At 69.2% G+C, this 14,743-nt stretch carries 16 protein-coding genes; 9 read left to right on the forward strand and 7 right to left on the reverse strand.

Features of this window, described 5'->3' with window-relative positions; all coding sequences use genetic code 11:
* Positions 1 to 86 precede the first annotated feature (86 nt).
* Positions 87 to 407 (reverse strand): divalent-cation tolerance protein CutA, encoded by a 321-nt coding sequence (cutA, locus tag ORV05_RS31400; protein ID WP_268755516.1) that lies wholly within the window; start codon positions 405 to 407, stop codon positions 87 to 89.
* 117 nt (positions 408 to 524) lie between these two features.
* Here cutA and ORV05_RS31405 point away from each other — a divergent pair, with 117 nt between their 5' ends.
* Both ORV05_RS31405 and ORV05_RS31410 read left to right on the forward strand, forming a co-directional pair.
* The gene (locus ORV05_RS31405; RefSeq protein WP_268755517.1) at positions 525 to 1,535 is read left to right on the forward strand and encodes a Ppx/GppA phosphatase family protein; all 1,011 of its coding nucleotides are present in this window, start codon (positions 525 to 527) and stop codon (positions 1,533 to 1,535) included.
* Between the two features lie 69 nt (positions 1,536 to 1,604).
* On the forward strand, positions 1,605 to 3,392 hold the full coding sequence (locus tag ORV05_RS31410; protein ID WP_268755518.1) for a thiamine pyrophosphate-requiring protein: 1,788 nt from the start codon (positions 1,605 to 1,607) through the stop codon (positions 3,390 to 3,392).
* 5 nt (positions 3,393 to 3,397) lie between these two features.
* On the opposite strand, the gene ORV05_RS31415 is transcribed toward ORV05_RS31410, so the two are convergent.
* Positions 3,398 to 4,528 carry a CaiB/BaiF CoA transferase family protein gene (locus tag ORV05_RS31415; RefSeq protein WP_268755519.1) on the reverse strand — a complete coding sequence of 377 codons (1,131 nt, stop codon included), beginning with the start codon at positions 4,526 to 4,528 and terminating at the stop codon, positions 3,398 to 3,400.
* Between the two features lie 82 nt (positions 4,529 to 4,610).
* On the opposite strand from ORV05_RS31415, the gene ORV05_RS31420 reads away from it, so the two are divergent.
* Positions 4,611 to 5,783, forward strand: coding sequence for a permease (locus tag ORV05_RS31420; protein ID WP_268755520.1), 1,173 nt, complete (start codon positions 4,611 to 4,613; stop codon positions 5,781 to 5,783).
* Positions 5,784 to 5,991: 208 nt separating this feature from the next.
* Here ORV05_RS31420 and ORV05_RS31425 read toward each other — a convergent pair whose 3' ends face one another.
* Entirely contained in the window at positions 5,992 to 8,202 is a 2,211-nt protein-coding gene (locus ORV05_RS31425; protein WP_268755521.1) for a heavy metal translocating P-type ATPase, read from the reverse strand.
* Entirely contained in the window at positions 8,202 to 8,405 is a 204-nt protein-coding gene (locus ORV05_RS31430) for a heavy-metal-associated domain-containing protein (protein ID WP_268755522.1), read from the reverse strand. The genes ORV05_RS31425 and ORV05_RS31430 overlap by 1 nt, the downstream gene beginning before the upstream one ends.
* A gap of 144 nt (positions 8,406 to 8,549) precedes the next feature.
* Between ORV05_RS31430 and ORV05_RS31435 the strand changes: the two genes are divergently transcribed.
* Positions 8,550 to 8,831 (forward strand): metal-sensitive transcriptional regulator, encoded by a 282-nt coding sequence (locus ORV05_RS31435; RefSeq protein WP_268755523.1) that lies wholly within the window; start codon positions 8,550 to 8,552, stop codon positions 8,829 to 8,831.
* Between the two features lie 196 nt (positions 8,832 to 9,027).
* The gene (locus ORV05_RS31440) at positions 9,028 to 9,624 is read left to right on the forward strand and encodes a D-sedoheptulose-7-phosphate isomerase (RefSeq protein ID WP_268755524.1); all 597 of its coding nucleotides are present in this window, start codon (positions 9,028 to 9,030) and stop codon (positions 9,622 to 9,624) included.
* Between the two features lie 115 nt (positions 9,625 to 9,739).
* On the opposite strand, the gene ORV05_RS31445 is transcribed toward ORV05_RS31440, so the two are convergent.
* Positions 9,740 to 9,961 (reverse strand): DUF2188 domain-containing protein, encoded by a 222-nt coding sequence (locus tag ORV05_RS31445; RefSeq protein ID WP_268755525.1) that lies wholly within the window; start codon positions 9,959 to 9,961, stop codon positions 9,740 to 9,742.
* 143 nt (positions 9,962 to 10,104) lie between these two features.
* Between ORV05_RS31445 and ORV05_RS31450 the strand changes: the two genes are divergently transcribed.
* From ORV05_RS31450 to ORV05_RS31465, 4 genes are all read left to right on the forward strand, one after another.
* Positions 10,105 to 10,470: a helix-turn-helix domain-containing protein gene (locus tag ORV05_RS31450; RefSeq protein WP_268755526.1), complete on the forward strand. Its 366-nt coding sequence runs from the start codon at positions 10,105 to 10,107 to the stop codon at positions 10,468 to 10,470.
* A gap of 4 nt (positions 10,471 to 10,474) precedes the next feature.
* Positions 10,475 to 11,068: an ImmA/IrrE family metallo-endopeptidase gene (locus tag ORV05_RS31455; RefSeq protein WP_268755527.1), complete on the forward strand. Its 594-nt coding sequence runs from the start codon at positions 10,475 to 10,477 to the stop codon at positions 11,066 to 11,068.
* Between the two features lie 287 nt (positions 11,069 to 11,355).
* The gene (locus ORV05_RS31460) at positions 11,356 to 12,777 is read left to right on the forward strand and encodes a hypothetical protein (RefSeq protein WP_268755528.1); all 1,422 of its coding nucleotides are present in this window, start codon (positions 11,356 to 11,358) and stop codon (positions 12,775 to 12,777) included.
* Complete coding sequence (locus ORV05_RS31465) at positions 12,768 to 12,941, forward strand: hypothetical protein (protein ID WP_407652620.1); 174 nt, start codon at positions 12,768 to 12,770, stop codon at positions 12,939 to 12,941. The genes ORV05_RS31460 and ORV05_RS31465 overlap by 10 nt, the downstream gene beginning before the upstream one ends.
* 206 nt (positions 12,942 to 13,147) lie before the next feature.
* On the opposite strand, the gene ORV05_RS31470 is transcribed toward ORV05_RS31465, so the two are convergent.
* A complete protein-coding gene (locus ORV05_RS31470; RefSeq protein ID WP_268755529.1) occupies positions 13,148 to 13,639 on the reverse strand; it encodes a DUF4234 domain-containing protein in 492 nt (163 codons plus the stop codon).
* Between the two features lie 521 nt (positions 13,640 to 14,160).
* Positions 14,161 to 14,700, reverse strand: a complete 540-nt coding sequence (locus tag ORV05_RS31475; protein ID WP_268759986.1) for a class IV adenylate cyclase — start codon at positions 14,698 to 14,700, stop codon at positions 14,161 to 14,163.
* Positions 14,701 to 14,743 lie beyond the last annotated feature (43 nt).

The following is a 14,743-nucleotide window of genomic DNA, read 5'->3' on the forward strand; positions in this document are numbered from 1 at the left end:
AAGATATTTACGTTTTTGGCCACGTTCGGTCAACGACCGACTCCGCACCGCGTTACCCGCGGAACGCCACGAAGAGGCCCCGTCGGTCAGGGGCGAGTTTCGCCGGTCAGCCAGGCGAGGTACTCCGCGCTGCCGCCTGCGATGGGAGTCGCGATGATTTCCGGCACGTCGTAGCCGTGGTTCTCACGGATCAGCTCCACGAGCGCCCCGGCCCGGTCCGCGGCCGTCTTGATCTCGACCCGCCATTCGGTGTCGGTCCGGATCCGGCCCTCCCACCGGTAGACGCTGGTGATCGGGCCGACTATCTGCGCGCAGGCGCCGAGCTTCGCCTCGACCGCCTTCCCGGCCAGCTCACGCGCGGTCTCCTCGCAGTCGGTGGTGGTCGAAACGATCACGTGCTCCGGCATGCGCGCAGGCTACCGCCCGCGACCGGCACCCGGTGGAAGGAAACCTCCCCCCGGACGGGCGACGAAGCCGTGTCACCGAACGGCGATCGGGGTACCACCGCTCGTATGCGATTAGGCGTGCTCGACATCGGATCCAACTCCGCGCAGCTGCAGATCGTGGACGCGCACCCCGGCGCCCCGCCCCTGCCCGCGCTCGCGGTCAAGGAGCCGACGCGCCTGGCGGAGCTGATCGAGGAAAACGGCGCGGTGGCCGAGGAGGGCGTCCGCCGCGCGATCGACGCCGTCGCGGAAACCCTCGCCGCCGCGCGGCGACACCGGGTCCAGCAACTGTTCCTGTTCGCCACCTCCGCCATCCGGGACGCCACCAACCGGGACGAGATCCTCGACCGGATCGAGGAACGCACCGGCGTGCGCCCGCAGTTCCTGACCGGCGAGGACGAGGCCCGGCTGACCTACGCGGCCGCGCACCGCTGGTACGGCTGGTCCTCGGGTCGGCTCCTGCTGCTCGACATCGGCGGCGGCTCGCTGGAGATCGCACTGGGCCGCGACGCCGAACCCGACCTGACGCTGTCCCTGCCGCTCGGCGCCGGACGGCTGACCCGCCGGTTCCTGCACGACGACCCGCCGACCCGGGGCCAGGTGAAGGAGCTGCGGCGCTACGTCCGGAGCATGCTCCGCGAGGTCGCCGACCGGTTGCGCTGGGAGGGCGTACCCGCGCGAGCCGTCGGCACCTCGAAGACCTTCAAGCAGCTCGCCCGGCTCGCCGGTGCCCCGCCCCAGCGCAAGGGACCGTTCGTGCCTCGCGGCCTGACCGCCGAGGCGGTCGGGGACTGGATCCCACGCCTGGCCGGGATGTGCGCGATGGAACGCGCCAAGCTGCGCGGCGTTTCGGCACCCCGCGCCCGGCAGATCCTGGCCGGTGCGATCGTGGCGAAGTCGGCAATGGACACTTTGGACATCAAGGGCGTGGACATCTGCCCGTGGGCCCTGCGTGAGGGCATCATGCTGCATCACCTCGCCTCGCTCCAGGTCCACCGCGAACTGCTGCCGCTGCAGGCGGTCAGCGCCGTCAGCCCCTCCCGCGACGCCGCGGTGCTGCATCCGGTGCCCGACCGGTTGAACGCCTGAGCATGTGTCGCCCCGGGTCGGCCGGGTAGCCCGTTGGCGGGACCGAGCCGAAAGCCCGAGGAGGAAAACATGGCCGAGACGGTTGGCGACTACCTGTTGCGGCGGTTGCGCGAATGGGGCGTGGAGCAGGTGTTCGCCTACCCCGGCGACGGCATCAACGGCCTCGTCGCCGCCTTCGGCAAGGCCGACAACCAGCCACGGTTCGTGCAGACACGCCACGAGGAGATGGCGGCGTTCGCCGCCGTGGGCTACGCGAAGTTCAGCGGCCAGGTCGGGGTGTGCATGGCCACTTCGGGCCCCGGGGCCATCCACCTGCTCAACGGGCTCTACGACGCGAAACTCGACCACGTGCCGGTGGTGGCCATCGTCGGGCAGACCGCGCGCAGCGCGATGGGCGGCAGCTACCAGCAGGAGGTCGACCTGCAACCACTGTTCAAGGACGTGGCCAGTGAGTACCTGGTCGAGGTGAACGTCGCCGAGCAGCTTCCGAACGCACTGGACCGCGCGATCAGGACCGCGCTGGCCCGGCGGGCGCCGACCGCCCTGATCGTCCCGTCGGACCTGCAGGAACAGGAGTACCAACCGCCGAAGCACGCGTTCAAGCAGATGCCGTCGAGCGCGCCGTCGTGGCCGCATCCGGTGGTCGTCCCGCCGGAGGACGAGCTGGCCCACGCGGCCGAGGTGCTCAACGCCGGGGAGAAGGTCGCGATCCTGATCGGGCAGGGCGCGCGGAACGCGGCGGACGAGGTCGTCCGGATCGCGGAGCTGACCGGGGCGGGCGTGGCGAAGGCCTTGCTGGGCAAGGATGTGCTGCCCGACGACCTGCCTTATGTCACCGGCGCGATCGGCCTGCTGGGCACGCGCCCGAGCTACGAGCTGATGCGAGACTGCGACACGCTGCTGATCGTCGGCTCGAACTTCCCCTACAGCCAGTTCCTGCCGGAGTTCGGCAAGGCCAGGGCGGTGCAGATCGACATCGACGGCAGCATGATCGGGATGCGCTATCCGACCGAGGTGAACCTGGTCGGCGAGGCGAAGGCGACGCTGCGGGCACTGCTGCCGATGGTGCAGCGCAAGGAAAACCGCTCCTGGCTCGAGACGATCGAAAAGAACGTCCACGACTGGTGGTCGACCGTGGCGCGGCAGGCGATGCTCGACGCCAAACCGGTGAACCCGATGCGGGTGGTGCACGAACTGTCCGAACGCATCCCCGAAGACGCCGTCGTCACCGCGGACTCCGGTTCCTCGACGAACTGGTATGCGCGGAACCTGCGCTTCCGCGGCCGGATGCGCGGCTCGCTGTCCGGCACCCTCGCCACCATGGGTCCGGGCGTGCCCTACGCGATCGGCGCCAAGTTCGCCCATCCCGAACGGCCGGTGGTCGCCCTCGTCGGGGACGGCGCGATGCAGATGAACGGGCTGGCGGAGCTGATCACGATCGCCCGGTACCGGCAGCTGTGGACCGATCCGCGCCTGATCGTCTGCGTGTTCCACAACAACGATCTCAACCAGGTGACCTGGGAGCTGCGCGCGATGGGCGGTGCCCCGAAATTCGTGGAATCCCAAGCCATCCCGGAGGTCTCCTACGCGGACTTCGCCCGGTCACTCGGGTTCGAGGCGATCGCGGTGGACCGGCCGGACGAGCTCGGCGCCGCCTGGGACCGGGTGCTGGCGGCGGACCGGCCCGCGGTGCTGGACGTCCGGTGCGACCCGGAGGTGCCGCCGATCCCGCCGCACGCCACCTTCGAGCAGGTCAAGTCGGCGGCGGAGGCGCTGCTCAAGGGCGACCCGGACAGCTGGCACATGCTGACCCAGGGCATCCGGACGAAGGCCGAGGAGCTGCTCCCCAGCCGCTGAGGGCCTCAGTCCCGGGGCCGCCGGAGCCAGTCCAGGATCTCGCCGGTGTGCTCGCCGAGATGCGGAGCGGGACGGCGGTAGGTGGGCGGCGTCGCGGACAGGCCGATCGGGTTGCGCACCGTGTCGCCGGAGACACGGGGATCGAGGCCGAGGCGTTCGGCCAGGCCGAACGCCTCGGCGAGCGTGTTGACCGGCCCACAGGGCACACCGAGCGGAGTGAGCAGCTCGAACCAGTCGTCGGCACCGCGAGCCCGGAGTTTTTCGCCGAGCAGCGAGGCGAGTTCGTCGACATGCGCCACCCGGTCGGTGTTGGTGCGGAAACGCGGATCGGTGGCGAGCCCGGGACTGCCGACGGCTTCGGCCAGCGCGGCGAACTGCCGGTCGTTGCCCACCGCGAGCACGATCGGCCGGTCCGCCGCCGGGAAGACCTCGTACGGCGCGATGGAGGGATGGCGGTTGCCCATGATCCCCGGCACCACCCCGGCCATCAGGTAGTTCGCGCTCTGGTTGACCATGCTCGACAGCAGCGTGCCCAGCAGGTTGACCTCGATCAGCTGCCCCACCCCGGTGGCGTCGCGATGCCGCAGCGCGGACAGGATGCCGATGGCCGCGTGCAGCCCGGTGAGCACGTCCACCAGCGCCACGCCCGCCTTGGTCGGCTCCCCTGGACCGGGCCCGGTGACGCTCATCAACCCGCCGACCGCCTGCACCAGCAGGTCGTAGCCGGGAAGCGCGGCGCCGCCACCGCTACCGAAACCGGAGATCGAGCAGTAGACCAGCCCGGGGTTCGCGTCCTTCAGGCCGCTGTGGTCGAGGCCGTAGCGGGCCATCAGGCCCGGACGGAAGTTCTCCACCAGCACATCGGCCCGCAGGGCGAGTTCCCGCGCCGCGGCGAGCCCGGCCGGATCGGTGAGATCGAGCGCGATGGAACGCTTGTTCCGGTTCACCGACAGGTAGTAGACCGCCTCCCCGGCCACGTGCGGCGGCCCCCAGGCGCGAGTGTCGTCGCCAGTGCCGGGTCGCTCGACCTTGATCACCTCGGCGCCGAGGTCGGCAAGCAGCATGGTCGCGTACGGCGCGGCGAGCACCCGGCTGAAATCGGCGATCAGCAGCCCGGCAAGTGGTCCATCGGTCACGTCTTCTTCTACCCCATCCGTCCGCGAGGGGTTAGCGCCGGACCGCCACGGGAATACCCGGCATGGGTATAGGGAGGTGGCTGTGCACGCGATCGGCAAGGCACTGGCGCTGGCCGGATCGATGACCTGGGAAATCCTCTGGGCACTGATCCTCGGCTTCGCACTGTCCGCGGTGGTCCAGGCCGTGGTGCGCAAATCCACGGTGGTGCGCCTGCTCGGCGACGACCGGCCCCGCACCCTCGCGGTGGCAGCGGGACTGGGCGCGGCCTCTTCGTCCTGCTCGTACGCGGCGGTGGCGCTGGCGCGGTCCCTGTTCCGCAAGGGCGCGAACTTCACCGCCGCGATGGCCTTCGAAATCGGGTCCACGAACCTGGTCGTCGAACTCGGCATCCTGATGGCCCTGCTGATGGGCTGGCAGTTCACCGCCGCCGAGTTCGTCGGCGGGCCCCTGATGATCGTGCTGGTCGCGCTGCTGTTCCGGTTCTTCGTCCGGGACCGCCTGCTGCGCGCCGCGCGCGAGCAGGCGGACCGCGGGCTGGCCGGTTCGATGGAGGGGCACGCCGCGATGGACATGTCCATCCGGCGCGCGGGATCGTTCTGGCGACGGCTGGGCTCGACCGAGGGGTTCACCTCGGTCTCGCACGTGTTCGTCATGGAATGGGCGGCCATCCTGCGGGACCTGGTGATCGGCCTGCTCATCGCCGGGGCGATCGGGGCGTGGGTGCCGGATTCGTTCTGGCGTGCGTTCTTCCTGACCGACCACCCGCTGGGCTCGGCCCTGTGGGGCCCCGTGGTCGGGCCCGTGGTCGCGATCCTCAGCTTCGTCTGCTCGATCGGCAACGTCCCGCTGGCCGCCGTGCTGTGGAACGGCGGGATCAGTTTCGGCGGCGTGGTCGCGTTCATCTTCGCCGACCTGCTGATCCTGCCGATCCTCAACATCTACCGGAAGTACTACGGCACCCGGATGGCGCTGACCGTTTTCGGCACTTTTTTCCTCGCCATGGTGGGGGCCGGTTATCTCGTCGAACTGCTGTTCGGCGTGAGCGGCCTGATCCCGAAGGAGCGGTCGGCGACGGTGCTGGAGACCGGCATCTCGTGGAACTACACGACCTGGCTCAACATCGCCTTCCTGGCGCTCACCGCCGTGCTGCTGATCCGCTTCTTCCGCACCGGCGGTGCGTCGATGCTCAGGATGATGGGCGGCGCCCCCGCCGCCGAGGACCAGTCCGAACCGCACCACCAGCACCACCGCTAGGAGCTGTATCGAAGTGGTTTGTGTGGCGGTGCGGGTGGCGGAACCTCAGGCGGTCCCTGGCTGCGGGATCTCCTCTTCATGAATGCCAATTCACGAAGCGCTGGCAGTGCTGTTCCTGCCAGGAGCCGCCTGAGAACCGCGGCGGTGCAAGCTGACGGCCCACCGCAAGCGGCTCCGCCGCTTCGAACCACGCCCCAGGCGGTTGGTGTCAGTGGAAGGTGCGCAGGCGCAGGGAGTTGGTGACCACGAACACCGAGCTCAACGCCATCGCCGCGCCCGCGATCATCGGGTTGAGCAGACCGAAGGCCGCCAGCGGCAGTGCCGCCACGTTGTAGGCGAACGCCCAGAACAGGTTTCCCTTGATCGTGCGCAAGGTGCGCCGGGAGAGCCGGATCGCGTCGGCGGCGACCCGCAGATCGCCGCGGACCAGGGTCAGGTCCCCGGCCTCGATCGCCACGTCGGCGCCGGTACCCATGGCCAGGCCGAGGTCCGCCTGCGCCAGTGCGGCCGCGTCGTTCACCCCGTCGCCCACCATGGCCACCCGGTGGCCCTCGTCCTGCAGCCGCTTGACCACGTCCACCTTGTCCGACGGCAGCACTTCGGCGAGCACCTCGGCGATCCCGACCTGGGCCGCGACCGTGCGGGCCACCGCCGCGTTGTCGCCGGTGAGCAGCACCGGGCTCAGCCCCAGCCCGGTGAGCCGGGCAACGGCTTCCGCGGAGGTCGGTTTGACCGTGTCCGCCACGGTCAGCACGGCTCGTGCCCGGCCGTCCCAGCCGACCGCGACCGCCGTCTCCCCGCGCTCTTCGGCGGCCGCCTTCGCCTCGGCCAGCGGCTCCGGCAGGTGCAGGCCCCACTGTTCGAGCAGCGCCGGGCGCCCGACGACGGCCGCGAGCCCGCCGACCACGCCCTGCACGCCGAGCCCTTCGACGTTGGCGAAGCCTTCCACGTCGGCTCGCTCGGGCGCGGCCGCGGCGATCGCCCTCGCGATCGGATGTTCGGAGGCGTGTTCGAGGCTGCCCGCGACCCGCAGCACCTCTTCGCGGTCGACGCCCTCCGCCAGGTGCACGCCGGTGAGCGCCATCCGCCCGGTGGTGACGGTGCCGGTCTTGTCCAGCACGATCGTGTCGATGCCACTGGTGGATTCGAGCGCTTCCGGCCCCCTGATCAGGATGCCGAGCTGCGCCCCGCGCCCGGTGCCGACCAGCAGCGCGGTCGGCGTGGCCAGTCCCAGCGCGCACGGGCAGGCGATGATCAGCACGGCCACCGCCGCGGTGAACGCCGCGGAGGGCGCGTTTCCCGTGGCCAGCCAGGCGACCAGCGTGCCCAGCGCCAGCACCAGCACGACCGGCACGAACACGCTCGCCACCCGGTCGGCGAGCCGCTGGACGCGGGCCTTCCCGGTCTGCGCCGCCTCGACCAGCCGCGCCATCTGCGCGAGCTGGGTGTCCGCGCCCACGCGGGTGGCCCGCACCACGAGCCGCCCGCCCGCGTTCACCGTGGCCCCGACGACCGGATCGCCAGGACCGACCTCGACCGGCACCGATTCGCCGGTCAGCAGGCCGGCGTCCACCGCGGACGTGCCCTCTTCGAGCACGCCGTCGGTGGCGATCTTCTCCCCGGGCCGGACCACGAACCGGTCGCCCACCCTCAGCAGGGAAGCCGGAATGCGGGTCTCCACCCCGTCGCGCAGCACCGCGACGTCCTTGGCGCCGAGTTCCAGCAGCGCCCGGAGCGCCGCGCCCGCCCGGCGCTTCGACCGGGCCTCGAAGTACCGCCCCGCCAGCAGGAAGGTGGTCACCCCGGCGGCCACCTCGAAGTACACGTTCGCCAGCCCGTCGCCGCGCTGGACGGTGAACTCGAAGGAGTGGCGCATTCCGATCATGCCCGCCATGCCGAACAGCAGCGCGCAGAGCGACCACAGGTAGGCGGCCAGGGTGCCGACCGAGATCAGCGTGTCCATGGTCGCGCTGCCGTGCCGCAGGTTCGCCCAGGTGGCGCGGTGGAACGGCCAGGCGCCCCAGGTCACCACCGGGGTGGCCAACGCCAGCGAGACCCACTGCCAGTAGTCGAACTGCAGCGCGGGGACCATCGCGAGCACGACGACCGGAACGGCCAACACCGCGGAGGCGACCAGGCGGAGACGCAGGGGACGGGTGGTGTCCTCGTCCGCGTCCGCTTCTTCACTCGCGGGTTCGGGAAGCACGGCGGTGTACCCGGCCGCCTCGACCACCTCGATCAGGCGGTGCGGATCCACGCCCGACGGGAAGGTCACGTCGGCCTTCTCGGTGGCGTAGTTGACCGTGGCGGTCACGCCGTCGAGCTTGTTGAGCTTCTTCTCGATCCGCATCGCGCAGGACGCACAGGTCATGCCGCCGATCGCGAGTTCCAGCCGGTCGTGCTCCGCGGTGACGGCCATCAGGCGACCTGGTAGCCGGCCTCGTCGACGGCCGCGCGGATCGCCTCATCGCTGAGCGGGGTGGCGCTCACCACGGTGACGGCTCCGGTCGGCAGGTCGACCGAGACGGACTCGACGCCCTCGATCCTGCCGACCTCTTCGGTGACCGACTTGACGCAGTGTTCGCAGGTCATGCCGGTAACGGTGTAGACGGTCTCAGTCATGACCCGACTATACCCCTTACCGGTAAGGGGAGAGCGGTGGGCGCCGGGGGCAAAGACGGTGACGCCGAGCACGGGAAAGCTGTCTTCACCATACGGGGAGCGGGTATGATGACGGTTCAGTCGAACACGAAGGTGGGCACGGAAATGGCTAGCTACAGCGGGGACAAGGACGCCTACCTCAAGCGCCTCCGCCGGATCGAAGGGCAGATCCGCGGCCTGCAGCGGATGGTCGAAGAGGACAAGTACTGCATCGACATCCTGACCCAGGTCTCCGCCGCGACCAAGGCACTCCAGTCGTTCTCACTCGAACTACTGGACGAACACCTGTCCAGCTGCGTGGTCGACGCCGCCAAGGCCGGCGGCCACGAGGCCGAGATCAAGGTGCGCGAGGCCTCCGACGCCATCGCCCGGCTGGTCAAGTCCTGACCTGGAGACTGTTTTGAAGTGTTTTGCGTGGCGGTGCGGGTAGCGGAACCTCAGGCGGTGCAAGCTGACAGCCCACCGCAAGCGGCTCCGCCGCTTGCGAAACACAACCCGGAGACTCCCCCGGCAAGCGCTTTTCCCTCTGCCGGGCGCGTGCTGAGCGGCGTTTAGCCCGTCTGGCAGCGGGCACTCAGCGGTCATGAGCGCCACCACCGGGACACCGATACCGAATGTGGCGAGCGCACACCTGAGCACCTTGGACGACACGCTGGAGGCGTTGCGCCAGCAGATCGCACGGCTCACCCGCTGGGGACGGCTGCTCGCCGAACGGCTCCGTGCGGGCAACCGCGTCCTCGCCGCCGGTAACGGCGGTTCGGCCGCCGAAGCACAGCAACTCGCCGCCGAACTGGTGGGTCGCTACCACGACGAGCGGCGCCCCTTCTCCGCGATCGCGCTGCACGCCGACACCTCGAGCCTGATGGCGCTCGGCGACGAGTACTGCCATGACTACGCGCAGGTGTTCGCGCGTCAGGTGACCGCACACGCGCGCCCCCGCGACATCGTCGTACTGCTGTCGGCCAACGGCCGCAGCCGCAACCTCACCCTCGCCGCGGAGGCGGGGATCGGGGCCGGCGCCACCGTCTGGGCTCTGACCGGCCCCGGTCCCAACCCGCTCACGAACGTGGTCGACGATGCAATCTGCCTGCCCGGTACCGCCGCCGCCGTCCAGGAGGCGCATCTGGTGGCGGTACACATCCTGTGCGCCACCCTGGAACAGGAACTGCTCGCGAACTGACCCCCACCGTCCTCAATGGACCACTCGGGTCCGGCCGGGTCCGAGCTCGCCCGAACTGTCAGACCACCCCCCTAGAGTCGACCCCGTGTTCGGCCCACCCTTCCCCCCACCCGTCTCACCCCGGCGCCGAAGGCGGTTCCGGCCGGTAGACGCGCCTGCTTTCGATCGATCCGTCCCGGCGCTGGATCGCGAGCACGCTGGGCCGGTCGGCTCGCGCGAGCCGCGCGGCGGCGTTCACCGCCTCCCGCTTCCGGCCGTGATGCGACAGCACCTTCCCCGCCCGGCGCACGTCCCAGCTGCCGAACAGCGGCGAAACCCAGTACGTGGTGCACACCATCGAAGCGATCCCTCCCCAGCGACGACACCGACATCCCCACCGTGTTGCATAACTGCAACAATATCCCAATAGTAACACAGACCGCCCCACCACTGCGATACCGTGTCATTACTGCGACGGTAGACGCGCCGAAACGAGGGAAGATGGCCGGACGACTGGACACGGGCAGGCTCTACGCGGCCCTTGACGCGCAACGAGAAGCACGCGGACTGTCGTGGCGGCAGCTGGCCGCCGAGGCCGGGGTGAGCGCCTCGCTCGTCAGCCGCATGGGCAACGGGCACCGCCCGGATCTGGACGGCTTCATCGCCCTCGTCCAGTGGCTCGGCATGCCGGCGGAAACCTTCATGGTGTGGCCGGAAGGAACCCCGGAGCGGCGGCCAAGGCCCTCACTGGAGGCTCGGCTCGCCCCACTGCTCCGCGCCGATGACGAGTTGTGCGAGTCCGATCGCGACCATCTGCTCGACGTCGTCGCCGTCACGCTCCGCCACCTCCGCGCCCGGAAGAGGTGAGCCGGTGACGCTGCGACGCGGCTTCAAGAAGGAGGCCAGGGAGCTCGCCGAAGAGGTTCGCGCCGAACTCGGCATCGACGCGCTCACCCCGCTCGATCCGTACGCACTGGCCGAGCTCTACGGCATCGAAGTGTTCGACCTGACCCACCCGGATCTGCCCCCGGATTCCGTGCGGCACCTGACCGAGGTCCGCCCGCACGTCTTTTCCGCGGCGCTGGTGCCGCTGGCACCCAGTGGCGCGATCATCATCGAAAACCACGTGCACCATCCGCGACGGCGCCGCTCCACCATGGCCCACGAGATGGCCCATGTCCTGCTCGAACACCCCTTCAGCCTGATGCTGACCGACGAAGGGGGCTGCCGCTCCGCGGTCGCCGCTCTCGAAGAGGAGGCCACGGAGCTGTCCGGGGAGTTGCTGATCCCCACCGGGGGCGCTCGGGTCGCGGCGTTCCGCGGCTGGTCCGATCAAGTGGTGGCGAGCCGGTTCCGGGTCAGCCTGCGCATGGCGCGATGGCGCATGAACGTCAGCGGCGCGCGGCGCATCGCCTGTCGTTGGCGAGATCGCCGCACCCGGGGTGAAGTTTCCGCGGCGCGGTAATCCACAGGTTTGTGCACAGGTGGGGACAACCGTGTCCACAAACGACATCGAACCAACCGCCTTGGCGGTCCGCCGACCGAACGAGAGCGGATAAACCTGTCGACCGGGTGATCCCACCGCGAGCGGGATCACCCGCTACGGAGGTGGCAATCCGTCCACTGTGGACAGACTTCTCCGCGATCCCGGTCGTGGGTCGCCGAAACGACTGGTCGAGCTCAACACCGGGTCCGTCGGTGCCGATAGCCACACCAGCTATCCGGAAACCCCGATCCGGCGGAGGCACCACCGTGCTCAAAACCAGTTCCCTCTGGCGATCCCTGGCCGCGCTGACCGCGGCCATCCTCGTCCTGGTCCCGTTTCCCAGCCAAGCGGCCCCACCGCAGCCCATACCGCCGCCCCCGGCGGGACCACCGCACCCGATGACCGACATCACGGCCTCGGACGCGCAGTACTTCAGGCTGACCTGGAGGCCCGACTCGCTGGCGGGTTCGATCGGAAACCTCAAGAGGTTCCACAGCACCACCCCGCTGACGACGCTGACACCCCAACAACTCGTCACCACCATCGCGGCCGGTGGCCCGTTGGTCAGGCACGCCACCCAGCAGTGCCCGCAGGCGCTGGTGCCCCCTCCGCCGCAGGTCACTGAGGGCGCGATCTTTCCCCCGATGAGGAAGCCCGCGGACTGGTACTGCCTCGACCACACTGATTCGGGTGACCCGAACGTGCAACCCGTCGGGCCCGACAGGCACCTTCCCGGCTGGTCGCTCCAGGGCATCAGCGGCAGCGAGGACACCGCCACTGGCGTGCCGCGCACCGTCGCCGGTCACAAGGTCTTTCTGCTGTCCTGGTACCACAACAACGCGGCGGGGCACAACGACGGTTCCCGGCTGACCTTTCTGTTGCAGGATCCCAAGAACACCCGGGGCAACTACCTGCACGTCGGTCTGGTCCAGTTGTCCGGCAGCACGACGAATCCGAGTTTCCGGCCGCTGCGCACCCATGCGGACGGCGTCGTCTGGTACCGCGACGCCACCACCGACCGCCTCTACGTCGCCGACCCGGACCGAGGGCTGCTGGCGTTCGACATGAACAAGATCCTTGATCTCGGCATGACCGTCGACCCGCGTGCCCCCGGCTTCCGCTACGTGCTGCCGGAGGTCGGTCTGTGGGGCACCCGGGGCGGGCCGTGCAACAGGACGCTGACGGCCGGAGAGACCGGATTCGTGCCGCGCCCGCACGTACCCTGCTACAACTACGCCTCACTGGACACCAGCGTCACGTCCTACCAGTTCGTCACCGGCGAGTACTGCCGGCTTCGGATCCACGACCAGCCGTCCTGGTGTCCGTCGCGGCTGGCCCGGTGGCGGATCAGCGACATCCAGAACTGGACCCCGAACACGACCATCGAGGCCGTCCAGGTGTTCACCCAGCCGGCGACGAGCGTGCAGGGCGCCGCGTCGTACAACTTCTCCGGGGGTCCGTCGGTCTGCTACTACTTCAACAGCAGCCGGGGGAGGAACAATCTGGGCTGGCTGTTCACCGACCGGCCGGACATCACCGCCCCACCAAACTACGAACACGGCGGTGTCGGTCTGCAGGACCTCTACGTCGAGTCCGAAGAACACCAGTTGTGGACCGTCACCGAATGGCCGGGCTACGGGAAACGGATCCTGTACGGGATCGCCCCACCACCCCCATTGTGCCCGTAGCACCCGTCGTGCTCACCGGGGGCACGACGGCGTTCCGCGGCTGGTCCGATCAAGTGGTGGCGATCCGGTTCCGGGTCAGCCTGCGCGTGACGCGATGGCGCATGAACGTCAGCGGCGCGCGGCGCACCGCCCGTCCGCTGGCGAGATCGCCGCACCCGCGGTGAAGTTTCCGCGGCACGGTAATCCACAGGTTTGTGCACAGGTGGGGACAACCGTGTCCACAAACGACACTGGCCGCTCGCGGACGGCCCGGTGGCCGCGCGAGTGCGGATAAACCTGCCGAACGGGTGATCCTGCCCGAAGTGGGATCACCCGCAGCGGAGGTGTTGGAGCCCAATGTGGACCCCAACTGCCACGGCGAAGATCTCCGTCAGACGTACAGAGGCACCTGCTGCCCCTCGGGAACTCCACCGGCGTCGCAGACCTTGTTCAGTTCGGACTGGTAATACAGCACTCCGATGCCGAAGACCAGCATGAGAAGCAGGCCCGCGACGGGGGAACAGGTGGGCTGGAGACCGGCCGCACGCTGCGCGTTCCGGATCCGCGTCCCGCAGTTGTACAAACTCACCAGGGGAGCGATGACCGTCCAGCCGAGGAACAGCAGCACCAGCATCGGACCGGCGACCGGCACCTGGCGCCGACGGTCGAATTCGGCCATCTCCTTGTGGATCTTGTAGTACCACACCAGCGAGTAGATGCCCAGCGTGAGGAAGGGCCACAGGAGCCACACGGCTACGGGGTTCCGCTTCTTCATCGCGATACCGGTGGCGACGGGCTGCCCCCCGACCACGCTTGACGCCGGCTGCCCCGCCATCGTCGGGGACGGCTGCTGGACGGGCTGATAGGGATCGGGCTGCGTCATGACTGTGGGTGTCCTTCCTGGACAGTGTCGTGTTCCGCGCCGGCACGGTATGTCCACTCAGGTTCCCGTGGACGCGGGACGTAGGTCGGGAACGAGACCTCGGGTGTTACTACCCCGGCTCCGTGCCGATCTCGCTGTGATCAATCCGCAACCTGGCCGGGCCCGCCCGTCAGTCCGGTCGGTACGTGAGTGCCTTGACCCGGCGGAGCACCAGGGCTGGGACCGAAGGGCGGCCTCCTCGGCCTCGTCGCGGAAGGCAGGCGATGAACACCCCCAAGCACGCCAGCATGATCGTGGCCGTGCGCTCACTCGACACGTTCCACCAAACCCTTCCCGCACAACGGAATGACCGTCGCCTCGCGTGACTGAACTGCGCGAACGCGGGAATCCGAAAATCGAAGCCTGCGGATGCGCGGATTCCGACACCTCGGAGACGGGGCGAGCCGGAAGAGGAGCATCCACGCTCGGGGTGATGAGACGTGGCGCCGATGCCCAGGATGGCACCACGCCGGTCAGATCGATTACTCGCTGAAGCGGAGTTCGGCGATGCCCGCGAGGTCGATCCCGTACCGGGTGTAGACCTTGAGCGTGTTCTCGCTGGTCAACTGGTCTTCGGCGAACCCGAGCAACTGGGCGACCCGGATGACGTCGGCGGTGGTACCTGCCTCGATTTCCAGGTAGGGCGGAATCCTGGGCCATTCATCGATCTCCAACTGCGCCCCGTCCAGGGTGAAGCTGGTGCGGCGGTTCTCCTGGTACGACCTCGGTGTGAAGCCGAGCAACCCCAGCAGCTCGTTCGTGGCGGCGAAGTCGTCGACGGTCACCTCGGTCTCGTATGTGCCGTCGATGGCGTCGCTGCGAACTTCCTTGACGCACAGGGTGGTTTCGGTGCCCGTGTCCCGGAGCCGAATCCACTTCGCGTCGTTTCCGGGGACGATGTCGTAGACGTAGCGCCGCATGAGCTTCGGCTCGCCGATCTGCCGCCCGCCCCTGGCCAGGATGCGTGCGGCCGTGGCGGCCGGGTCGATGTCAAGCACCTTGGCTTCGTGCTCGATGGGCACGGGAAAACTTCCTTTCACTGTTTGAGCTGCACGGATTGGGTTT

The organism is Amycolatopsis cynarae, from assembly GCF_026802195.1.
GTDB lineage: Bacteria > Actinomycetota > Actinomycetes > Mycobacteriales > Pseudonocardiaceae > Amycolatopsis_E > Amycolatopsis_E rhizosphaerae.